This window comes from Flavobacterium zepuense (assembly GCF_007097145.1).
GTDB lineage: Bacteria > Bacteroidota > Bacteroidia > Flavobacteriales > Flavobacteriaceae > Flavobacterium > Flavobacterium zepuense.
The window spans coordinates 108,157-131,249 of sequence record NZ_VJVZ01000008.1; the positions used below are offsets into that span (position 1 = coordinate 108,157).

A 23,093-nucleotide genomic window follows, 5' to 3' on the forward strand; every position below is an offset into this window, starting at 1 on the left:
AAATCTATTGCTATTCGGTCCTGTATTTATACTTATGCTCTGACACCAGATTGTTATCCATGTCCCTGATTTCTTTCAACCTTCCAAAACTATCATATGAATAGGATGTCTTGTAGCCTTTAGGGTCACTTATTGTACTTACTCCCACTAAAGGGCGATGGGTGTAAGCAGTAACCTGCGCTCCCGGAAGTGCAGCACGAAGGTTATTCAGCGCTGTTAAAAGAGTTGTCTCGCTCGTGCCATCTGAAGCATTTTGGGCTGCGGTAATTAAATTTGCGGGAATTGAGCTATAAGACGCATTTTCCACCATCGCTATTAGCAAAGTCTTATTGTATCCCCATATGTAGGATACGGGTGATCCATTTTCCAATTTGGCGTCAATGGGATTACTATGTTCATCGTAACTCGTAAACCGCACACGCGTCTCCAATGCTTGCGACTCTTTTGAGCTTTGAATCAGATAAGGCAACCATGTATTGTTACCTGTAAAAGTAGCATAGCTTATATTTTGGGTTGAAAGCAGGGTGCCATTTTTGCGCGATTCAATTTTTTGAATCTCTGCGATATTGTTCCTTAATGTCGCTGCCGCGGTGTTGTTGAAATAATAATATTTTGTTTCAACATTCTCGATAGCAGACCCATCATTATAGGTTTCAACTTTTTTCGTTTCTATTTTTTTGTTAACAGTGTTGTAGGTAAAGAAGCTTTTAATTTCAACAGTTCCCTGTACCAAACTTCCGTTATAAAAATACTCTTTAGTCGATTTATCTGTAAGTTTCGATCTTCCATAAGCTTCAATGACCGGTTGGTAGGTAATAAAAGAAGTTGGAATTCCGCAGTTAGTACATGACTCGGGGCCGGTCGGACTACAAGTATCCAGGTTGTTTTTATAATGGTTATAAGTAGCAAAGAGCCTGGTAAATGGGCATGACTGCGGCTCAGCCATAATTAGTCCTGTTACTTCTTCACCGATATCAAAGCTGTAGTTATAGGTGTTTTCAGTTTGTAATTTATTAGCGTTGTTATAAAGTTTGTCTGATTTAAGCAGGCCTCTCCTATAATCAGAATTTTTTGAAGGTTTAAAAGGATAGGCCATTGAATATCCGGCTTCCGGTTCATCAATGGGCGATGTATAAACATATTGGGTGTACCCATTCCCAGTCTCTGATACTGTTACATTTTTATAACCTACATCTGAGCCATGAGTGCGTTGTGATAACAGGTTATTATGGCTTGTTGTTGAAGTATATGTTATGTCTAATACATAGTTTCCTGTATCACATTGCACATATGCCGGTACATTTCGGGTAAATTCATAGACCGGTTTATGGAATGTAAGGGAACCACTACTTCTCATAGCCTGGTCAAAGAACTGGTAGTCGTAGTTTTTTTGCTTTGCCGGAATAACTCCATTCTGATAAGTTGCCCCTGAATAATATTTCTTATCAACATCTACATCAAAATATCCAATAGTTTTGATCCTAATACCACCGCCATATAGATAGTGCTGTGTTATGTTCTTTGACCTATGTTGTATACCAAAAACATTTTGCTGATTTGTTACACTAAAAAGCCCCGTATCAGGACTGAAAAAACTTACATGATAATCACCAGGTTGCAACAATATGTATTTTGAACAAGGACTGACATCACCATTGTATGTCGTGAAGCCACCAACACTCGCAGTAAGATTCGGAGCTTTATGGATATTTAAAAACCACTCCGGATTTCCTGGATAATTTCTAAAATTCGTCGAAAAGTTAATAAATGCCTCTTGTGTATCAGTAATCGTGAAAACGTATGACGTATTATTAGAAGATGTTGTAAAAGTATGGTCGTTAGCCAGGTTAGTCCAATTATAAGGATTATCGTCAAAATTTGTGAGCTGTTCATCTCCAATATAAGAATAGGTATTTGATTCAAAATTGAAGATAACGCAGCCACCGGTTGGCAAGCCTATCTTCTGCAAGACATCTGTCGTGCAAAATGATGGTGACGTTTCTTTGTAAAGATCGGATCTGCCTTGCGGTATGAGGTTAAAGTACCCCCAATAATCTTTACTAATAGTTTGATTAACCAATCCTCGCTCTAACGTATTGTAATAGAGGTTATGGGACATGGTCTTCGTGTCGACGAAATTACTTTCAGTAACTTTGTCTAATATCATACGTTTTTCAAGTACTTCAGAATAGCTGTGAAAAAGTTCAAATTTTTTAATTTTCTCAGTAGCAATGGTATAATTTGCATTCCATTTCCTGATAATAATCTCTTTCAACCTGTGAGAATCTGCATTGGAATTCCCGTCTGCTCTTCCTGAGACTAATGTAAAGTCAATAATCGCCTTTCCTTCAACAACTATACGCTTTAGTTTTTTGGTTTGAGTTGACCTGCTAGACGTATTTGATTTCTGGCGAGGTTCCAATGCGCTTACATCACTGCCACATGCCGTAAGATATGCCAAAACTGTGGAAGTATTTTGGTCAAACATAATAGTATATGTTTGGGAATGGTCCTGCTGCTGCTCGATCATAGGCTCATCCGATTCATTATACTTATAAATTAGCAGGCTTTTATCATTATTATCTTCAACTTTCGACAAATGATACGCGCTATAATACGTGTAACTTCTGGTAAAAGTACCCGACAAAGTTGCATCCCAATTTATAGCATCAGAAAATGTGTTTTCTGTCGTGGTTTCTTTTACATCAAAAGTAAACCTATATCCTTTATCGTCATAGGCGGTAAATGAGTTGACCTTGTAGTCTGAGGAATTATAATCCAAGGTTATTTTTACCGTGTCGTCATTATCCAGCCTGACAATCTCAAGCACACCTGTTCCTGTTTTTTTTATGTAAAATCTTCCCGTATGGCCAAGGAAATTGAATTGATACAGATCCTGTTGATAATCAAATTTTCCTTTTTCGAATCCATCCCAGATAAACTCATTAATAATTGCCTGATTTGCAGTCGCCGGATTGGCTAAATACGACAACATACTGTTGTAACTGATTGCCTGATCGCGGCTCAATCCCCAATAAATACCGATCCTTTTATTAACATCATTCCACTCATCGGGAAGTCCCCTTACCGTTCGGGATATTGTGCCGCTGCCCATTAAATTCCAACCAAGCCCTACATAGCTGGCAACCTCTTCTGCCGCAATACTGGCTGGATGGTATTTTAAAGCCAGGTTTAATTCTATATCCTTAGAACGTGTCTGTATTTTGTATAGGGGAACAGATATATCAGGTATCCCGGTGTAATTGTTTACTGGCACCTCTTCAAACTTCATAAATGACGCTACTGTTGGGGAGGGTGGCGCGATTTGGGGTAATTCTGTTTTGATCACAGGCTCGTCCTGTGCATACAATATATGTAAAGGCATTAAGCATACAAATGCTATCAACCTTTGAAATAGTCTGTACTTAAATGACATAAAATTATATTTGATTAATTTTTTGATTTTATAACTTTGACTGAATCAGTCCCTTTATCGGTTTTCACCTCGACCAGGTAGATACCTTCTGGATAACTTGCCATGTCTAATGGAATGGTTCTTTGGCTAACAGGAAAGCTTTGCAGCTGCCTTCCGGAGAGGTCAAATAAGGAAAGTGTGCCGCTGTTAAACTCAAAGCCCACGATGATATTCGTAAATTGCATTGCAGGGTTTGGAATGGCTTCAAGCAGGGTTTCGCGCTTTTCTTTTTTCTTGTCTTTATCTTTTAGTTTTACTACCCAAAAATCATTGCTGCCTTTGCCTGTATTTTTATCGCGTGATACTTCGCCTTTAGAAGTCCCTGCGAGTAAGTAACCGCCATCACGCGTTTCAATGAGTTTCCTGAGGATATCTTCGCCCTTACTGCCTACGGCCGTTTTCCAGAGTTCCTCGCCGTCTTCAGGTGATATTTTGATGGCGATATAGTCATTGATCTCTTTTTTGTCTGATTTGGTAGTACCGATAACTTCACTTTGTGCATAGCCGCCTAAAAGCAATGTGCCATCGGCATTTTCAAGCAGCGAGGTTAGGATATCAACCTTGCCGGTATTGTACGTTTCCTGCCAGTTTATTTCGCCGGTTTCATCCAGTTTAATTATCCAGAAGTCAGTACCCTTTTTATTCGACCTGCTTTTGTTGCCCGAAGTGGCTGATGCCGAATTGCCGCCAATTACATAACCGCCATCTTTGGTTTGAAGGATGCTGCTTAAGTGGTCATCCTCATCGCCGCCAAAGGTTTTCTGCCATTCGGTAGCTCCTTCTTTATCGAGTTTAACAATCCAGTAATCACCCTCGCCATAGCTTTCTTGCGATTTATCGGTTGAGGAGGGTGAGTTAGAATGCCCACCAACAATGTAACCACCATCTTTTGTTTGCTCAATGCTTTCCAGTACATCGGCATACCTGCCACCTAAGGTGCGCTGCCATGTAACAACACCTTTAGAGTCCAGTTTTATAACCCAATAGTCAAGGTTGCCGCGGCATTCTTCCCATTTGCCATAAGGATCAGGTAATCCCTTTAAGACTTTCTCGCTGATGTCAGATGATGATGAGCCGCCTATAATATACCCGCCATCTGTAGTAGGGATAATACTTTTTACAATATCCTGGCCAGGGCCACCTATGGTTCGTTCCCATTCATTGCCCCCCTTAGCATTGAGCTTGATGATCCAGAAATCTTCTTTGCCCCTACAGGAATCTTTCTTTTGAACACCAGCCTGGGAATCGGATGACCCTGCCAGAATAAAGCCACCATCGGGCGTATTTCTTATGCTGTATAGAAGGTCGGAACCGGAGCCGCCTATTGTTTTCTGCCAGTCTTCATCACCGGCTTCATTCATCTTCCAGACCCAGTAATCGAGGTCTCCATTATTATCTTCGGTCTTATTGCCGGATTTCTTGGAAAGTGAACTCCCGGCGAGAATAAAACCATAATCTGCTGTAGGTTGGGCATCAAGCAGGTATTCTGCATGTTTCCCACCATAGGACTTTTCCCAGAGGATGTCTTGGGCACATAGTCGTGCAGGTATTATGGATACCATGATCCATAACAAAAGGAGTTTTTTAATCATAAAATTTAGGTGTTTTAGAAATTAGACAAGTTGGTAATGTCTATGCATAATTGTATAGGGTAGCTTTGGTTGCTACGAATCTTAGGAATAAGTAAGGTTTAAGTTTAACAGGCGATTTTATCGGCGGAAAAGTAGTATCAAATTTTAGCGTCCAGCCAGTCTTTTTTACAGCCACTTAGTATAAGCAGTGTGAATATTATAATAGTGTGTGATAATATTTTTTTCATCATTTTTAAGATTAAAAGCCCGCCTTAATACGCACCAGATGATCGGTGGCACCATATTCTTTTACATCCGTTTTTTGGGATTGCGCCAGGTACGCAGTAGTTATCTTCTTATGGGCGATAATCTTAAATATTCGATTACGGACGGCGGTATACAGATAGGCAGGGAGGTTAGTTTCAATAGGAAGTTCCATCCTCCTGTCCCATAGCGCCGCAAACAGGTCATGGAGTACATCTTCTGCTTCCTCCTGATTGTTGAGCCGTTTATAAGCGTGTACAAACAACAGGCCTTTGAAGCGATCATAAATTTCGGCATAGGCAAGTTCATCTCCCTGCCTGAGCAGGAAGGACAATTCTTTATCGCTGTAATCGGCGTATTGTGGCATTCAGGGTGAACTTCAAAGCTAAAATACTGATTTTGAAGAGGATTTTAAGTAAATTATTAAATTACACTTCAACTTACCCTCTTTCGGTATATTGTTTTAATAAATCATGGGTGCTTGAGCAAAGCTCATAAGGGAATATGGATCCTTCACAATCTTTTTTTCCATAGGTTGATAAAACATCAAGATATCAACTACTTTATAATAAATTTAATAGGAGCTTATTATTACAAACTATCAGGTGATTCTTTATGATAAGGAGACATACGGAAGTAATCGTTTTCGAGCAGCATTTCTATATAATTCTTAGCATCCTGATATGTGTTGCTATCAATACGATATTCTGCAATATCTATTATTCGAAATAGATAAATTTTTATACCAGTAAACGTTCCTACTATGACTAAAAAAACAACATAATGTATTGTATATCAATTTTTTGTATTAAATTTAAAATTAATTAAAAAACTGAAATATGATGACAATAGAAGAAATTCGCACCGCTACAGCAAAACTAATAATTGAAGGAGAAGTGGATGTCACTTACATTACACAGGAACTCATCGATGAAATGAATTCACAAACGCCTAAAGAAGTCAGTGATGTTGACTTAAAGGAAATTCATGAGGGAAATAGTGTATATTATGATGGGACACATACTCAGTGGAAAAAGGATTGCGGTAATGAACGTTGGAGTTGGGCAGGACAACATACACTTGTGCGATTAGTGAATTGTGCAACTGGGACAATACGTCACAGAATCAGCTAGCACTGACAGAATAAATAATCGCACCAATTATAATGTTTTAGTTGGATTATTTTGCAGCCATTTTTCTACTTCATCCATTACCTTGCAAGAATTAATGGATGGATAGTGTTTTTTTAAGTATTTCTCAAATAATGCATTTGTTTTTTTATCTTCCCATTCCATAACTGTAAGGCAGAGCATCGGCCAGCTTTTGGTTTCCTTCATAAAGCCGTAAAGCGGCAGGTACGGCGGGGCGTAGTACAAGGAATTTTGTACCAACTTGTCATAAAGCGGCTTTGTAAGCGCCCGTTTCATATCCTGCACCACATCGTAGGCCACCCGAAGTTTTGCGCCCTGGCTGATGGCCACGGCAAACGTGGGCATGCCCTCGTCCTTAAAAAAGACTTGCAGGTAATCGATAAATCCGCCCTCTGTTTCATCGCAGAGGTCTTTACTGTAGTAGGCATACTTTTCCTTAAAAAGCTCGATGGAAAAATCATCTTTGTACTTACTGATGATAAAATCAATGGCCGCGTTTTCTTTGGTGGTGATCTCTTCGAGTGATGGCCCTTTGCTCAACCCGGCGACCGAGAGGAAGTACCGGGGCTTGGAGAACAACTCAAAATAATAGCTCTTAAAGAAAATGGTCTTACGCTCATAGGTCAGCTGCACATATAAAGGGTACGTCTGCTGTCCATGCAGCGATACCTGCTTGAGCCGGTCGTTCAGGTAGGTTTTGTAGGTGACTTTATAGGGCTTATTCATTGTCCGCAGTATTTTTTTAAGTTCCGGCTATCGGTGGTTAGGGTGTTACCTGCACAAATTTAACCAAAAGCAGGCTCGGCCTGTAATTGCTTTCCAAAAATTTTATCGCTTGAACAAAGATAATAAAAAAGTTTATATAGTATTTATTTTACCAAAACTATTTACTATCTTAGCCTTTGTGAACGGTAGATCCCTGCACGGGGGAATGGTGTAGAACGATTAATGTGGGAGTGCAATGGAGACAAAACTAAAACCGGAGCAGGTTGTGGAGATGCTGCGCAAAAAAGGCATGGAGGTAACGGTAGAACAGGCGGCTATGGTGCTGGAATTTTTACAGTTGCTGGCGACCATAATGGTGGCGCAGTACCTGAAGAAGCCTTGATACTGTATTTTGTATCTTTATGGTAATGGTATGGGTACACGTCAGATTGATAATAACTTAAACTTTTTAGAATGAAAATAGCTGATTTATATTGCAGGGTGAGCAGTGACGAACAGGCGAAAGGCTATTCCCTGCGCAGCCAAGAAGACCTGTTGCGCAAGTACTGCGGGATACATCACATTGAGGTGCGTAAGGTCATTTTTGAAGACCATTCCGCCAAGAGCTTTAACCGCCCGGAGTGGAAGGCCTATCTTGCGGAATTAAAGAAAAACAAAGGCAAGACCGACCTGATGTTGTTTTTAAAGTGGGATAGGTTCAGCCGTAATACGGGTGATGCTTACCAGATGATCAGTATCCTGAATAAGCTGGGTGTTGAACCGCAGGCTGTCGAGCAGCCTTTAGACCTGTCCGTGCCGGAAAACAAGCTGATGCTGGCTTTTTACCTTGCTGCCCCGCAGGTAGAGAACGAGCGCAGGGCGCTGAACGTTATCGACGGTATGCGGCAGGCAATGAAGGATGGCAGGTATATGGGATTGGCTCCGGTCGGTTACATTAACAAGACAGATGATAGCGGAAAGAAATCTATTGAGCCTTTAGAGCCGTATGCGGGTATTATCCGCTGGGCTTATGAGGAAATAGCACAGGGTGTATTTAATACCGAGCAGGTGTATAAGCTTGCGCGCAAGAAAGGGTTTAACAAAACCAAGTCCTTATTTTGGTTTGCTATCCGTAACCCGGTGTATTGCGGAAAGATATTCGTACCTAAGCATAAAGGTGATGCCAGCCACTTTGTAAAAGCACTGCACGAGCCGCTGATTACCGAAGACCTGTTTTACCGCGTACAGGACATGCTGGACGGCAGGAAAAGGAACCAGTATAAGACGAAGGTCGTATCTGCGCCCCTGTTGCCTCTAAGAGGCTTTTTGGAATGCCCCCAATGCGCTAAGCTGCTTACGGGCAGCTCTTCTAAAGGGCATACGAAGTATTATGCCTATTACCACTGCTTTGGAGGCTGTAATTTCCGTTTCCGGGCGGATAGTGCCAATGACCAGTTTTTAAACGAACTGAGGCGTTATATCCTGCGTGAGGAATTAGCGGATGTATTCAGGGTGGTCGTTGAACAGGTTTGGAAGGGACAGACCCACGATATTCAGCAAGACCATAAACAGTTGTCAAAGGATATTGCTGCAATGGAGGAAAAGCTGGACTACCTGCGTGAGCTGCTGATCTCCAAACAGATTGAGCCGGAGGACTACCGGGAGATGAAAACGGGCAACAGCGAGAAGCTGGAACGGCTGAAGGCGAAGCTGGCCGGATTGAACCAGGATACAACAGATGTTCGGGCATTGCTGAAACAGGGCATCGGCAACCTGATGAAGCTGGATTGTGTGTATGAGGCGGCAGAGCCGGAATTAAAGCGCAATATCATTAGTTCGATGTTCCCTGAAAAAATGGGTTTTGAAAATAATGCACTTCGAACTGGTAGGGTCAATGAAGCAGTGCGGATTATTTACCTGATAAACAGCAATTTGGTTAAAAATAAAAAAGGACAAAATGGAAATTCATCCATTTTGTCCTCTGAAGTCGGGGTGGCAGTCCGACAACCTTTATTTGTAAGCGTATCTGAATCAGTATAATGTGTTCATCCTCAATTATATGCTCACCGAATTGTTCACATTTAATTTGAGCGGTAACTGATACAAATTTAATGATTTGAATTATGAAATACTACATTTACTTTAAATTCTTTAAGTATTACATATTAACGCGCAGTGTTTCCATCCATTAGTTTCAGGATATCCTCATATTTATAATACATTAGGCCACCTATTTTTGTATATGGCAAAGTTCCATTTATCCTTAGATTCTGTAGTGTGCCAGCTGAGACGCCTAATAGTTTACGTACCTCCAAACTTTTAAGCCAGGTTTTCGAGGTTTCACCCGCCTTTTGGGGATAGATTGCAAAACGGCGTATTTCTTCCAGCAATTCTTTTTTGAATTGCTCAAGATCGTCTCTAGTTATAAGTTCTACATTCATACTTCGATCATATTTTAAGTTTACCACTTATTTATACTGTAGAAGTAAGTTACATTCAAATTGAAATTTGTTTTGAGTTATCAATTATTTGACATTGTTTGGCCCTACATTTCTGTAGAGATAATTTTGTTTGCAAAATTTCATATGCAGAGAGGTTGTAATCTTACAGAGGGTTTGGGAGCCCGGGGGCGCAACAGTGTAAAAAAGATAAACCAAAAATCAAAAAATACAGATAGAAACCGTTTCAATATTGGATATGTGCAATTTTTAGAGTTTAGTTATGTTTAGGTTGCCACTTTAGCTAGAACGTCAGTTTCGGCCGCTAATCGAACTTCGAACTAAAACCCTGTAAAAAGGGTATTTCATCTCTAAGTTTTCAAATTGCAACGAGTTACGACAAATTGATTTAAATGCTTTAAGTTTTTGCATTGAACTAATTGACTCTTTAGAACTTTGTAAGTATGAGTTCAAGTTTACTAAATTCTAACGTTTTATTACTCTAAACTCACTAGAGATTACTGCGAGCAATCTATCACATAGTCAACGCGAGAATTATTGCGATTCCGTATCTCCTTCTGTTATTTTAATATCGTATTTACCTAGCCGTAGGAGTACGGCGAGGAGCAGTAACATTTTATCGGGATGGTATTCTTCAGGGCTATAGAAGCAATGGGCAATGTTATTGCGGATATTAAGACCACCTTCGTTGGAAAACACGTAATCAAATAATAAGCGGTCATCTTCGTCAAAATATTTACGGATTGCCTCGTTATTTAATATGTCGTGAGCTAGGGCTTCCTGCGTCCCCTTGCGCTTGCCTATACTTGTGGATACATTTAATCGTTGGCTGAAGCTACGGAAAAGCCCCTCAAGTTTTAAGGCTAAACTATCGGTACAAAGTATGAAGCTGGGTTTATAATAATCACTTTCACCCCATGCGCGCACCTGGTGTATAAATTCGGTGATTGCCGGAGCCACCTGAAAAATCCAATTTGTTTGATGCGGTTCACCATTGAGATTGTATGAAATAGTCGGCTTTCCAATCCATGTGTGTTCGACGAGAAACTCCATAAAGTTGTTCACGGTAATACGTCCTTCCCTGATTCCGCCAATCAGTGTATAATGCAACAGCGGTAGCGCGTGGTCGGATAACAGATTGCCATATACTTCAAGAATATGGTGTTTTTGTTCCTGTTCATTTTCCAGCTTTGAAATATTTTTATTTCCGTCAAAATGATAGTTCGAAATTCCCTTGAGCCAAGGTACGCTACCGTCTTGTGTAATTTTAAGAATCTCAGCAAACTTTGGAAAAAAAAGTCCTTTTGATAACAGGCCATAGAATTCTTTCAGGGGCAGCTTATGTAACCTTTTAGCCTTTTTTTTCAGTAAATCATCTACTTGTACACGCCTTTGGATTTCATCATCATCGAAATGATAAATGTGATGCTCTAGTGTTACGCCATTTTTCAGCTCATAATGCAGTTGTTCAGTGCGTTTTTTTTCTGTGGAATTTCCGCTAAGTCTAAAGGCTTCTATTGCTGCAGTATAATAGGTTAGCTTAATCCAGTCCCGTTGCTTATCGGTTTCTTTCTCAGCCATACCCAGATTGAGGTAACCCATTTGCTCATACCACGGTTGAGCGTTTGCCTTTACTTTTTCGGATATTTTAATTGCCGTAGGTAAATAATAATTAAGGAGCATGAAGTCATCAATCCTGTTTTTTATTACCTTTTGGATCTCGGACTCGAATAATTGCAAAAGGCCATCGAAATCTACGACTTTAAACACTTTACCCGCTCCTAACATATGTTCTATAACGCTGTGTTTGGTTGCAAACGGAATACTTTGGTTGTTTAATAGTTCTTTAATCCTTTCTTTAAGGATGGCAGGTTCAATACCGGCAGAAGTCACCAGCCCGAGGGTATTTTCCAATATCCTGGCCACTAAGCTTGAGATGGTTCCCCCGTCTCTGCTGTCGCGTTCGGTACAATTTTGGATAACCTCACAATAGCAGTTATATGCTGCTAAAGCGAACTTTCGGTTTTTTGTGGCAGGGTATTGCCATAATAATTGGTTGTAACGTCCTCGTAATAAAGCTGAATTTGCCTCACGGGCTCGTTGAGTAATGTAGGTAATGGCTTCATTTTCCATCCGCTCCCGGTCAGGATATAATACTATGCTCCCGGGCTGGGTCGCATTTGAGACCGCGAAAGAAAAAATTTCACTGCCTATGAACGAAAAACAGGCGACTTCAATTTCCCAAGTTAACAGTTGTTTTTCAATCGGGTCTTGTGTCTTTGACCTGTATTTAAGGAAGGGTGCCGCGGCATCATATCCTTCTTCTATCTCCAGTGAGGCATCATCGACAAAGCAGTATAGGTCTTCAAGCGAACCTATTGTATCAATAAGATTGTCGTAATCTTTCATTTTTTTTCTTTTTTGCATAGCTCTTGAAACCGATGTTAGGTGGCCGAGTATTTTTCTTTTGGCTATTTTACCGGAGTTTTACAAAACTCATTTTTAAACTCACTTGCAGTTTAAAATTTTCCGGAATTAGTTGGATTACTTCTAAATCAGTTCAAAGTAATCTGACTCGTCCTGGATATTTTTACCATTGCGAAATTTTGCATGGTTAATGACATAGCCACTAAAACCACAGTTTTTTAAAAGGAGCTTACTTATGAGTGTATACAGTTTTGAACTTATGTAAAACATATGATCGTCAATTTCTTCGCTGCTACGCTCTGATCCATCATTCATCAAAATATTTCCGTGTAGCAGGTAGTTTCTGTAGTCAATGGCCTTTTCGTCTGAAGGAGAAAGAGGGATACCCAATTGGTCAAAAGGTTCCCTAAGTTTCATAGCATTGGTAATTTTTTGCGTTTTTATGGGGCTATTTAACACAGCTATTCTCCTTCTGATTTTGATAACAGCATCTGGATGAATTCTTGAAGTGTATTTATCCAAAACGGTATTCAATTCGCTGACAATTTTTTGGGCGAGTTTCTTGTCGGTGATAAGGTTTGACCGCATTTGTGAAGGGTTTATTATGATATTAGCCAGCGATTCAAGTATTACTGAGAAAACGCCTGGCATAGAAACTATCGATTTTAGATGGGAAACTTCTATTAAGAATAAAATTGCGACGGATAGATCTTCGTTGTCACGTATCTGGGTTACAAATGTCGAAATTACGGAAGAAGGGATTTTGATAAGCAGGTCTTTAAAACTTTTCATTTCCTCTTTTTCGCTATTGGAAAATTCATATGAAAAGGGAGATGGGTTAGATGTTACCGGATAGTATATGGACTTTAACGATACCCTTGCTAACCTGTTATATTGAAAGTCAGTATCCGAGAATATATAATGTTCGCCACCTGGCATATAGCCGGTAAGAAAGCCAATGCCCTTTTGGATAGCATATGAATCTTTTTGAAAATTCTCAAAATCTACAGGTGTAAGATTTTCTATTACGATATAGCTGATACTATCCTGCTCATGCTGTACAATATCGTAGATTGCTTTTCCAGTATTAATCCGTACACTATGGAAGGCCCAGGGTATTACCCCATCATGCTTTGGAGATTCCAATTTGAGATAAAATGGACGGTTTCCATTGGAAGTATCAAAAAAGAACATTCTGAACTTGGATTTATCCATAATGTTGCCTTTATACATGCCGTTGATACTGAATGTATGCTTAGCAGGAAGATTACGAAAGAGGTTCTGTAAAGAACTATCAAAATCGTGTGAGGTAATTTTGTATGATTTACCTTTTAAAACCATATCCATCAAGCCTTTTTCAGGGTTACGGAATATCCCTTCAAAACTTAACTCAAACTCCCTATTTATTTTTGTGATATATGCCTGGCCTTCTAACAAAGGTAGACTAACTTGTTCGGAACTTAGCTCTTCAATCTTCTTAATGATGGCAATTTCCATCTGAAAGTCCTTCATATTAGGTTCCATTTTTTTTAGCCTTTTTTTAGTCATTAATAATTAACTAAGAAGAAAACATCAATTTTATTGAAATTTCATCTAAGCATGTAAATCGTGTTCTGATCCGGATAATTTACATTTTGGGCAAATAAATGCATCTAAATCCGTATCAGGCAAAACTATCCGTATTGGGTAGTTGTATTTTTCTGTATCCCCGTAGGTCTTTGCCTCTTTGAGTACCTCCAGTGCATTGATTGTTCTGCAAATAATTTGGTAAGCGGTTTTCCGGGTTACAAAGAGACTCAATAATTCAAATACACTCAAATTTTTGAAGGTATACCATTCACTGTCGATTCGAAAAATATGTGTCGCTTCTTCTTGTGTCAAAAGGATGCCTCCATCAAGGGATTTTTCATAGGATTCTTCTATCGCCTCAGCTGTATTAAAGATAAAATCAACTAATTCGTCTTTTATCACAAAATTTTCGAGTTTAGAATTAATGTCACCTTTAATTTCAAGTTTTTTTCCAGCTGACTTGATCTTAGAGATATCAGAAAAAGCTTCAGATATCGCGTTTTTGAATACTGCTTCTAAATCGGAATTTTCTATTTCAGTTGTAGAAATAAAACCAACTTCATCGTTATGTTTTTCCCTGTAGCTTTTCATGTCGAACCGCTCTAGAATATTTGTGAAAAACGATGGCAGAATGTCTTCTGCCATCTGGTATAATACTTCTTTATTGATTATTACAATCTTTATTTGTGGTTTATCATTGTGATTAGCGGTGTTTTTTGTGAGATGAAAATTTACGTCCTCTAATAGGTTATCGAATACCAACGTGCAATGTATATCTTTAGGCAGAATGCCTAATCCGATACTGAATACACGGTCACTCAACCGGCACCAAAAGTCATTTATTTCCAAATTTCTAATGTCCATTCTTCAACTCTTTAATTTGAAAGTGCTTTGATAAGTCAATTGCAAACAATTTAGATGATTTCAGTGTACTTTATAGGAAGTGGTAGGCAATTTTTCTTAGCAGCCCTTTGTTGTGAGAATATTTTATTTTTTCTTTTACCATCCTGCTTGCATTTTGGTTTGCCTTTACCAGTTCGAGTTTGCGATTGGAATAATCATCAGTAAGCCAGTTTATTTCAAATAATCCATCTGTCTCGTAATTGTTAAGGTTGATAAAGAAATAAAAATAAGGGTGTAAGCTAATGATTTGATCCAGCAATGTATTTTCAAAATTTTCCTTTCCTAATTTGTGAAGTACTTGAATGAAATCATCCAACTCTTCATGCATATAAGACGGCAATCCGGTAATCGGGTTATTGTGGTCTTGAAAATAGTATCTGCTACGTCCTAAAAGCTGACGAATCCGGACACAATACTGATCCAGGAATTCTAATGGGGTGTCTAAAATATCTATGCATACTGCTTCGCAATACAATGATGGATGGAAATCAGATATCAGGCTGTTGGTAATAGTTACTTGAAACTGTTTCCTAGATTCTAAACTGAGAATTTTCCAAAGTGCCGGTATCAAGTTGATTGTGGGGGATTTCACGGCTATTTTTGATAGTTCTTCAAACAACTTTTCATCTGTTAAGCTAAAACCTTTCTTTCTTAGTGCATTCAGGATATTAGCCGGAAGATAGGAAGCTTCGTCCTGTCGATCCAGAATTGATTTTAAAAGGTTTGTAAGTGACTCATCACTTAACGATTCATATTTGTCCAATACAATAAACGACAGGACGCTTAAGTCGTGCGCTGAAAAGTCAACTTTGATGGCAAGATCAAAAAAAGCGTTCAGAAATTTTTGTTCAAAGTCAAATTCTAAGTAGCTGATAAGATAACAGGCATTGGTAAATACAGAGACAATTTTTTGCCGCAGTGCAGGGTTTTCAGTCCTGTTATTCCGGTGTCTAATCTGCTCATCCAAAAAAGTTATATTTTTTTCATCTAAAAAATTTTTAAGGGATTCTTTAAAATGTTTTTTGCCCTCATCTGTACATTTTATGCTTTCCAAATTATTTCGTTGTATAAATCGAAGGAGTTTCTCCGGACGGCAATACAAAAGCATAATGGTAATTTCAAAATCGCCAAAAGCGGCCAAATGGCTCCTGTATTCGCTTTGCATCGAATAAGAGATGCAACAACACTCGACGTATTTTTCAAATATTAGCTCAAATTCGTTAGTAAAAAAACACCTGTTTCCTCGGTAGAAAAAGTAACATTCTATTATTTTCGACCGTAGTTTCTCAATTGTCTGTCCGGTTGAATAATTTAAATCCCTGTCTTTTAATTCCTTAATTTGGAGGTAGAGTTTGTCTACAGATACCCTATAATCGTTAAGAAGGCTTCTTTCAGATATGGATTTTAAAATTTGCTTTTTATCGGATTCTAAAGGAAGTTTTAAAAGTTCGTAGTTAAGATCCACCGTTTGATTTTCATGTAGTGAACGTTGTATGATTTCGAAGTTATGAACGGCAATATATCCAGGAACTAAGTCTTTAGATGCTTTTGTTTCGTTAATTACCCATTCAAGCTTCAACTTCGATGAGGTATAATGCCCCAACAGAAAAAGTATATGGGCCGAAAGAAGTTCCGTGTAATATACGTCATCAGGCGCAACAAGTTGCGACTTCTCAAAAGCTGTTCTAAAGGCCAGGCTCTCATAATGGCACATAGCACAGTCGCATTGCCCAGGGTCATCAATGGATATGTGAATTTTTTCCTGACCTTTTCCGTTAAAAATGCTGACACAACTTTGATTAAGTTGACGGATAATCTCATTTACCTTTAGCTGTGGATTTTTGACACCTTTATAAAAAGTAGGTTTGCTTAACCTGATTTCATCTGTAATGGTAATGCTTTCAAAGAAATCGATTATTTCCTGATTGGTTGATTTCAGGGTAAACTTGTTATAATGGGTCTGGTCGGTGATTTTGGAGCGAAATGCCATTTTTTCCACCATACGCCACGCCAGGATTTGCCCGAACTCCCTGTAATACCTTACGGCGTGCCAAAGCTTGTCTACAATATGTAAACCTTCAAAACTTTTATGAAATTGTTCGTTCAGATTTTTATCGGCGGTTTCCTGTTTTATCCATTTCGCGTCAGCGTTTGAAATTATTGTCTGGTAGCGAAAGCGGGAAGTGTTGATTATCTGTTCGGTTATGATGTCGTTGATAGTGGTATGAGACAAATCCCGATACTGCTTAAAATCCCTTTTTTTTGTTACACTGAAACTATAATAGAGATTATCTAGTTTATCCCGTTTTAAAGGCAATTCTTTTATGATCTCTGTCGCTTTAAAGAAATACCAATGATCCTTGTCCTGATCGTCGGTGCTATGGATTAATGCAAAGAAATTTGTAAAGGGACCTTCGGAATCTTGTACATAATCCGAATGAATACGGAGGCTTGTACCTTTCTGGAAGTATTTTGCCTGTACCAGGCCAAATACAGGAAACTCTTTTTTATACTGTTCAAGCTCATGGACGGTTTCAGGCTTCTTTTCAACCATTAGGTCAACTCCTTGCCGATCCGAACTACTTTTGTAGACGTGAAAGCGCTTTAATAATATTGCGCTGCTACGCGTTTCCCCCTGTGTGCCATTTTGATCCTGTGGATTTTCCAGGAGTTTATTTTTCTTCATGGGTAGCGGTTTGATTTAGAAATTTTTCCAGTTTCGTTTTGATAAATGCGGTTTTCCGTTCATTTTTTGTGTATTTATACAGAAGAAAAAGCTTAGTATACAACTGCTTTGCCCTTAAGGTAGTCCCCGAAAAAAGTTCTTCAATTTTATCTTTAAGCGCAATATCGATTTGTTTCAGCTTTTTCTTGTATTTTTTATAGAACAGACTATAAAATTTTACTTTTTGTAACTCTGTGCTGTACACAAAAAGCTCATCTTTTATTAACTTTCTGCTTTCTTCTGTCTCCATAATTGCTTTTAACTCATGAATATTTTTTTTACTTAAATCTATATCTACGAAAACTTTTCCAATATAATCCGGTAAAAGGAATATATTTCTAGGAACATTGTCTTTTATGCTTAGTAATAAAGGCTCCCGTATTCCTTTAATTGCTTTTGCAATTCATTTCTATATTTGAAAATTTCATTCTCCGGTTTGATGAAAAAGTTATGCGCATAAATCGTCGATCCATTTTCTTTGTTTAAAATGAATTCAATTGTTCTTTTAGTAAACTCACTCATATATCATTCAATCAATTTTTCTTGATTTGTTCTATTGTAAACTTTAATCTTTGGATTAAATCATCATAAGTAAGAATATCTATAACGTTTTTATACTTTCTTTTTACGACCTCAAAATCAGACTTTTGTTCTGAAGATAAATTATTTTCTCTACCCATTATAATTAAACCTTGTGGATTAGTTATTTTTATGTTTAAATCTTTAGGCAACTTATCCAAATACTTTTCATTTAATTTTTTCTCACCTAAAACACCCCCTCTATTTAAATGATATATATATTTTTCCAATTGCATTATCGTACCGGTTAAATCTTTGTGTGGAATATAATTATTACGGTACAAGCGATCCGTCATTATCGAATTCTCGAAAGGCTTCTTGATCTCAATTACATCTATATTCCCATTACTATCGACAAGCATAAAATCTAAAAACCTCCGTTTCTTTGAGTCAATTGTCAAGTTAACACTTGTAAAAGAAAGGATATACTTAGGATATAGTATTAATATTATTTCTAGAATTTCATTTTGCCATTCTTTTTCATTATAAGAATTTTCACTACTGAGCATTCCCTCTAATTTTTCAAGTATTGTAGAATATTTTTGCAATTCATATTCTTTAAACAACTTACTCAAATTCTCACCTTTTTTTGAAACTTTCTTATTGATATATTTTTGAAATTTAATCTCTGAATCAGTAGTTGTTTCAAAATAATTTTTAATTATAGCAGTTATTCTTGCTTCCGCATATAAATTTTTTTCATAAGTTGTAGGGAATTCTTTTACCAAACCTTCAAAGGTTACAAAGGGAATTGAATTTTCTTTTTTGCCTCCTATATAAATATCTTGATTAGTGAGAGATATAATCTGTTTGAATAAGGATATTTTGGTTTCTGCAACAAAATATTCTAAAATCAAATCTATATCTTTATGAAAATAAATATCTCTATTATCGCTTATTATACCCCGTGTAATTTTAAAATAGTTTACTGATTTTTTCGCGAAAACAAAAGATACTGGTTTATATTCTCCCATATCATAAATTGAGAGCGCATTTTCATCCTCATCTTCTTGAATTATCTCTTCATATAAATTCTCATCAGTAAAATGAAAGGTAGATTTATAATTTATATAGCCATCATTTTTAAGACCTTCACGAACCCAATCATTATTAATATAGTCCGAATAACTATATGTGAAAATTATTTCATCGTTGATAACTTCAAAATTTACCATAATTCAAATTTCAATTATATTCCACTTATCTGCATTTATATCTCTTAAATGAGAATCAAATCTGGTTTTGCATACCGCCACACACAACAAATGTGTAGGTCTTGAAAAACCTACATAAGCCATTTTCGTTGATTGTTTGTGATACTTTTTCGTTTTACAGAAATTGGCAAACTTGAATTGATCAGATAATCTTTGAGTTTCGTAATTATCATTGCCATTCTGATAGTATGTTTCCAAATATAATGTTGCAGTATGGGTTTCACCTTTTACGGAATGTATTGTAGAAATATTTATATCAAAACCATGAAAATTTTCCTGATTGGGATTCTTAACCGGTGTTGGTGCTACAAAAATCTGTTGAGTTGATGATGCTGTATTTATAAATGAAGACGACTCATTTATATTTTTTCCAAAAATATATAGAAAATCAGGTACATAAGATTTAACAGATAAATACACCTCCTCAAATTTATTTCTAACTAAATTGATACTCCATAAGTACAAATTTCTTTTGAGATCAATATATTTCTCGGCATGAGTTGTTTCTAAATAATCTAATAATTCACGTTTTGAAAAATATATATCCTCAAATCTTAAAATTTTTATTAAAGCGTTTAATATATTCTTCCTTACAGGCTCTAAAGTCCTTTTATCTTTATCAAAAAAAATCAAATATGAATCCAAATTCTCATAATCTATCTTTTGCTTTGAAGTATTTGTAATTAATTCCTCATAATAATCTTTGATACCTAACTTATTAATATCATTTATCTTATCTCTACTCCAACCAATAACCTTGTATTTATTCTTTTGGGTTATTTCGATATCTCCAGAGGCTATATAATTATAAATTATTTCTGAAAATTTAGGAATTACATTCTTGATGTTTTCTAAAGAATATACTATAAGGTGGGGTTTTAAATTACAGTTTTCATTTTTACCTTCAATTTTAAAATTTCCATCTCTGCTTAATGCTAAACAATCAACTAGTTCTGCTATATTTTGAGATAATCTTTGGCTGCCATTAATATTTTTGGTTCTGCCATTGTCTCTAAATATCCAGATTTCATCTAATCCTACATCTCCATTATAAATCGCTTGATTTTTATCTCCAATTCGTTGATAATTAGAAAGACTATTATCATTGTCATAGAATATTTTTTCTAATAAATCATATTGATGTATATCAACATCTTGCATTTCATCAACAAAGATATATTTGAATCGTTTTTGGAGAATCATTTTGATTTTGGGAAATCTTTTTAGATAAATTTCGGATAAAAAATAGGCATCATCAAAATGCAAAATTCCTTTTAAAAGTATTTTAAGCTTAAAGCTTACCATCCACTTTATAACCCTGTCTTTTTCATGTTGTGTAAAATCCTGCCAATCTTTTCCTCTTCTAGGCTTAACAACGTTGACTGAATTTTTATTCAACGCACTTATTATATCTAACTTATTGTCTGCGAAAGACAACCGATATTTATAAATTATCCCTTCATTTGAGCGGATAAAGTATTTTGCATTTTTACTTTCTTGTAGATTAAATCCTTTGAGATGGGCTGAAAATAGTTTATCAACTGTTTCATTATAAATCTCGTTATCTATTCTATAAGGTCTGTTTTTATACTTTGTTTGATAGTATGGTATTGCTAAGAATTGATCAACAAAGCTTTGAATCGTTCCTATGAAATTTGGGTAAGAAAATAGTTTTGGGCAATGTTTGCCTATCTTTTCTTTTATTTCATCAACAGCAGTATTTGTATGTGAGAGTATTAAAACACCTCTATTATTAAGCAGCGGGAGTCTTGTTTCTAAGATAAGTAACTTAGCAAGGAGAGCGGTAGTTTTGCCACTCCCCGGAACAGCCTGCAAATCAATCGTTTCAAAATTTTTTATAAATTCTCGTCTTTCATCATCAAAAACTTTTCCGCCAGGAAGCAATATACTCTCTGCATATTTAATATCTTCCTCTAATACATTAATTTCTGGCAGCATATTTTATAGCATTTATGAGATATTCAATAGGATTATTTGCAATTACAATTTGTTCTAAACTGTCAATATCTGTTTTTAAAAATTGAGAGAAATACATAGCTATCATAGCTTTAGAAATCTTTTTATTATCAATAATGAAGTAATACATCATATCAAACGCGACTTGCTCTTCAGTTTTGCCATCAATGAACGCATTCCATTTTGTCTCATAATCTAGTTGCGAAATCGGCTTAATACCCTTATAGCTTTCCTTCGTGCCATCATAAATATCCGCTCTAATTTCCTCAAGACATTGGACAATTGATTTAAAAAGAATTTTTCTCAGAAAGGGATGTAAAGCAATACAATATTCTAAAGTCCAAAAATCTCCAATAAAAGCCTTTAAAGATTGTTTTTCAAAATTGTCAATCTTATTATTTTTAAAATTTACGACATCGTATTCAGTAATTATGTTTTTTTCTTTTTTTTTCTCATTAGGAATATTGTATTTCAAAGCAAATTCAATTGGCCTTAAATCCAAATCAGTCACAATGCTAACAGGAATATCCATGTAAGGGTGATGATTTCTTAGGAATATTTTTGAATATCTTAAAAATGCTGTATTACCTATTGGAATAATTGAAACGCTAGCCGAAGTCAAATCATTACTTAAGTAATCTAACTCAAATAATTTATCCGTTAACGACGGTAATATTAATTCCTCGGAAACTCCTTCGACAAAAATTAAACCTTTCGCAAAAAATAGATTTGATTTGGTTACATCTAAAAATCGTTCAAGAAAAGGATAATCTGATTCTTTTAATTTGGTGTATTTTTTTCCCAAGGGAAATGCATAACTGTCCGTACATATAATCAAATTATTTAAACCAACTTTTGAAGCTAAATTTGGGCTATGAGTTGTTAATATTAGTTGAAGATTATTTTGATTTTGCAATGATTCAATAACTTGCATCTGAGCCTGAGGATGGAGGTGCGCTTCTAATTCTTCAATTAAACCAAGTCTGATTCCATCCCAGTTCTTTTTATTAAGATGTAATAATTCAGAAGCCATAAACAATCTATTCAATGTTCCTAAGCCCACATTGACCTCATCTTTAATTAATAGCTCTAATTTTTCAAGTATATTTTTAAGTTTTCCTTCGCTAACTTTTATATCCGTTTCTTTAGTTCGATCAAAAAACGATTTCAAATGTTTATCAATTTCATCCTTTAATTCTTTACCATTTTTATCATCAACTAAAATGTTTTCTTGCCCATCCTTACCTTGAAAATACTCTTTAATAGAATTATTGAAGCTCTTGAAAATTCCTACTAAATGGTGTGATTCATCTTTACCTTTAAATGCTTCATGCTCTTGAAAAATTTGAGAAAGTCTTGAATTTTTCTTAGGAACTAAATCAGTTTTTACATCTCTTAGAGGTTTAAGATATGTTACTTTTAAAAATTCTCTTGCTCCAGCTGTCAATAAATATCCTATATCATCAGCTCCGGCTTTTATATCCGACGGAATAATTCTACCATTGTTAATATTTGCATCGTAGGACAATTTTAAAGTCGGTATTATATTTTCTCCAGTACCTTCCCAGCTTAACCATTCAGTAAAATTTTTAGCTTCATCATCACTCAAATCCTTAAACATTAATTCAATCCTTAATCTGGTTGAATTATAGTGAAAATCATCTTTTTCAATTCTTAGCCATTCGTAAGAATGTGTTTTTAAAACTAATTTTATTGCATCAATTATGGCTGTTTTTCCAGAGTCATTTTCTCCAATTAATACGTTAAGACCCGATGTGAAATCTAAATTAAGATGTGGTTTATCCAAATTGAATTCTTCATTAGAGCCAAACTTTCTGAAATTCCATAATTTAAGTTTTGATAAGTGCATGTATTGGTTGGTATTTAAATATCTAATCTCCTTTAAAACTTAATATTCGTACTCTATTAAATATAATAAATGATTTCTTTACCTCATTATATCGTTAGCGATGTACACTTTTATATCCGCCTAGCCTTTCCGCTCTATAAAAAAAAACAAATACCATTTTTGTTTGTTTTCCCAAATAGTTTTCATTACAATCGAATCGGCTCC

General features: G+C 36.4%; 16 protein-coding genes. 3 read left to right on the forward strand and 13 right to left on the reverse strand.

Annotation, left to right across the window (positions count from 1 at the left end; all coding sequences use genetic code 11):
- Positions 1–10 precede the first annotated feature (10 nt).
- The 3 genes from FMM05_RS13160 to FMM05_RS13170 all read right to left on the reverse strand — a co-directional run bounded on the left by FMM05_RS13160 (position 11) and on the right by FMM05_RS13170 (position 5,677).
- The gene (locus FMM05_RS13160; protein WP_185965584.1) at positions 11–3,292 is read right to left on the reverse strand and encodes a hypothetical protein; all 3,282 of its coding nucleotides are present in this window, start codon (positions 3,290–3,292) and stop codon (positions 11–13) included.
- 158 nt (positions 3,293–3,450) lie between these two features.
- Complete coding sequence (locus FMM05_RS13165; RefSeq protein ID WP_143373861.1) at positions 3,451–5,067, reverse strand: T9SS type A sorting domain-containing protein; 1,617 nt, start codon at positions 5,065–5,067, stop codon at positions 3,451–3,453.
- Between the two features lie 238 nt (positions 5,068–5,305).
- Positions 5,306–5,677, reverse strand: coding sequence for an RNA polymerase sigma factor (locus tag FMM05_RS13170; protein ID WP_143373862.1), 372 nt, complete (start codon positions 5,675–5,677; stop codon positions 5,306–5,308).
- A gap of 472 nt (positions 5,678–6,149) precedes the next feature.
- On the opposite strand from FMM05_RS13170, the gene FMM05_RS13175 reads away from it, so the two are divergent.
- Positions 6,150–6,443: a hypothetical protein gene (locus FMM05_RS13175; protein WP_143373863.1), complete on the forward strand. Its 294-nt coding sequence runs from the start codon at positions 6,150–6,152 to the stop codon at positions 6,441–6,443.
- Positions 6,444–6,470: 27 nt separating this feature from the next.
- On the opposite strand, the gene FMM05_RS13180 is transcribed toward FMM05_RS13175, so the two are convergent.
- Positions 6,471–7,187: a hypothetical protein gene (locus tag FMM05_RS13180; RefSeq protein ID WP_143373864.1), complete on the reverse strand. Its 717-nt coding sequence runs from the start codon at positions 7,185–7,187 to the stop codon at positions 6,471–6,473.
- Between the two features lie 235 nt (positions 7,188–7,422).
- Between FMM05_RS13180 and FMM05_RS21010 the strand changes: the two genes are divergently transcribed.
- A complete protein-coding gene (locus tag FMM05_RS21010; protein ID WP_185965585.1) occupies positions 7,423–7,569 on the forward strand; it encodes a hypothetical protein in 147 nt (48 codons plus the stop codon).
- A 71-nt stretch (positions 7,570–7,640) separates the two neighbouring features.
- On the forward strand, positions 7,641–9,206 hold the full coding sequence (locus tag FMM05_RS13185; RefSeq protein ID WP_143373865.1) for a recombinase family protein: 1,566 nt from the start codon (positions 7,641–7,643) through the stop codon (positions 9,204–9,206).
- Positions 9,207–9,331: 125 nt separating this feature from the next.
- Here FMM05_RS13185 and FMM05_RS13190 read toward each other — a convergent pair whose 3' ends face one another.
- The 9 genes from FMM05_RS13190 to FMM05_RS13230 all read right to left on the reverse strand — a co-directional run bounded on the left by FMM05_RS13190 (position 9,332) and on the right by FMM05_RS13230 (position 22,889).
- Positions 9,332–9,607: a helix-turn-helix domain-containing protein gene (locus FMM05_RS13190; RefSeq protein WP_143373866.1), complete on the reverse strand. Its 276-nt coding sequence runs from the start codon at positions 9,605–9,607 to the stop codon at positions 9,332–9,334.
- Positions 9,608–10,159: 552 nt separating this feature from the next.
- Complete coding sequence (locus FMM05_RS13195; protein WP_185965586.1) at positions 10,160–12,034, reverse strand: DUF4209 domain-containing protein; 1,875 nt, start codon at positions 12,032–12,034, stop codon at positions 10,160–10,162.
- A 141-nt stretch (positions 12,035–12,175) separates the two neighbouring features.
- Entirely contained in the window at positions 12,176–13,576 is a 1,401-nt protein-coding gene (locus FMM05_RS13200) for a hypothetical protein (RefSeq protein ID WP_143373868.1), read from the reverse strand.
- 69 nt (positions 13,577–13,645) lie between these two features.
- Entirely contained in the window at positions 13,646–14,485 is an 840-nt protein-coding gene (locus tag FMM05_RS13205) for a hypothetical protein (protein WP_143373869.1), read from the reverse strand.
- A 70-nt stretch (positions 14,486–14,555) separates the two neighbouring features.
- Complete coding sequence (locus tag FMM05_RS13210) at positions 14,556–17,210, reverse strand: hypothetical protein (protein WP_143373870.1); 2,655 nt, start codon at positions 17,208–17,210, stop codon at positions 14,556–14,558.
- On the reverse strand, positions 17,197–17,499 hold the full coding sequence (locus tag FMM05_RS13215) for a hypothetical protein (RefSeq protein WP_143373871.1): 303 nt from the start codon (positions 17,497–17,499) through the stop codon (positions 17,197–17,199). The genes FMM05_RS13210 and FMM05_RS13215 overlap by 14 nt, the downstream gene beginning before the upstream one ends.
- Before the next feature lie 283 nt (positions 17,500–17,782).
- On the reverse strand, positions 17,783–19,003 hold the full coding sequence (locus tag FMM05_RS13220) for a Shedu immune nuclease family protein (protein WP_143373872.1): 1,221 nt from the start codon (positions 19,001–19,003) through the stop codon (positions 17,783–17,785).
- Positions 19,004–19,006: 3 nt separating this feature from the next.
- Positions 19,007–21,001 carry a UvrD-helicase domain-containing protein gene (locus tag FMM05_RS13225; RefSeq protein WP_143373873.1) on the reverse strand — a complete coding sequence of 665 codons (1,995 nt, stop codon included), beginning with the start codon at positions 20,999–21,001 and terminating at the stop codon, positions 19,007–19,009.
- On the reverse strand, positions 20,985–22,889 hold the full coding sequence (locus tag FMM05_RS13230; RefSeq protein ID WP_143373874.1) for an ATP-dependent nuclease: 1,905 nt from the start codon (positions 22,887–22,889) through the stop codon (positions 20,985–20,987). Before FMM05_RS13230 ends, FMM05_RS13225 begins: the two co-directional genes overlap by 17 nt.
- Positions 22,890–23,093: the final 204 nt, after the last annotated feature.

Excerpts from the sequence above, each read along its gene's own strand:
- FMM05_RS13175 (WP_143373863.1), top strand. The coding sequence starts at position 6,150 with ATGATGACAATAGAAGAAATTCGCACCGCTACAGCAAAACTAATAATT.
- FMM05_RS13210 (WP_143373870.1), bottom strand. The coding sequence starts at position 17,210 with ATGAAGAAAAATAAACTCCTGGAAAATCCACAGGATCAAAATGGCACA.
- FMM05_RS13225 (WP_143373873.1), bottom strand. The coding sequence starts at position 21,001 with ATGCTGCCAGAAATTAATGTATTAGAGGAAGATATTAAATATGCAGAG.
- FMM05_RS13230 (WP_143373874.1), bottom strand. The coding sequence starts at position 22,889 with ATGCACTTATCAAAACTTAAATTATGGAATTTCAGAAAGTTTGGCTCT.
- FMM05_RS13205 (WP_143373869.1), bottom strand. The coding sequence starts at position 14,485 with ATGGACATTAGAAATTTGGAAATAAATGACTTTTGGTGCCGGTTGAGT.
- FMM05_RS13195 (WP_185965586.1), bottom strand. The coding sequence starts at position 12,034 with ATGAAAGATTACGACAATCTTATTGATACAATAGGTTCGCTTGAAGAC.
- FMM05_RS13160 (WP_185965584.1), bottom strand. The coding sequence starts at position 3,292 with ATGAAGTTTGAAGAGGTGCCAGTAAACAATTACACCGGGATACCTGAT.
- FMM05_RS13200 (WP_143373868.1), bottom strand. The coding sequence starts at position 13,576 with ATGGAACCTAATATGAAGGACTTTCAGATGGAAATTGCCATCATTAAG.
- FMM05_RS13215 (WP_143373871.1), bottom strand. The coding sequence starts at position 17,499 with ATGGAGACAGAAGAAAGCAGAAAGTTAATAAAAGATGAGCTTTTTGTG.
- FMM05_RS13220 (WP_143373872.1), bottom strand. The coding sequence starts at position 19,003 with ATGGTAAATTTTGAAGTTATCAACGATGAAATAATTTTCACATATAGT.
- FMM05_RS21010 (WP_185965585.1), top strand. The coding sequence starts at position 7,423 with ATGGAGACAAAACTAAAACCGGAGCAGGTTGTGGAGATGCTGCGCAAA.
- FMM05_RS13185 (WP_143373865.1), top strand. The coding sequence starts at position 7,641 with ATGAAAATAGCTGATTTATATTGCAGGGTGAGCAGTGACGAACAGGCG.
- FMM05_RS13190 (WP_143373866.1), bottom strand. The coding sequence starts at position 9,607 with ATGAATGTAGAACTTATAACTAGAGACGATCTTGAGCAATTCAAAAAA.
- FMM05_RS13180 (WP_143373864.1), bottom strand. The coding sequence starts at position 7,187 with ATGAATAAGCCCTATAAAGTCACCTACAAAACCTACCTGAACGACCGG.
- FMM05_RS13170 (WP_143373862.1), bottom strand. The coding sequence starts at position 5,677 with ATGCCACAATACGCCGATTACAGCGATAAAGAATTGTCCTTCCTGCTC.
- FMM05_RS13165 (WP_143373861.1), bottom strand. The coding sequence starts at position 5,067 with ATGATTAAAAAACTCCTTTTGTTATGGATCATGGTATCCATAATACCT.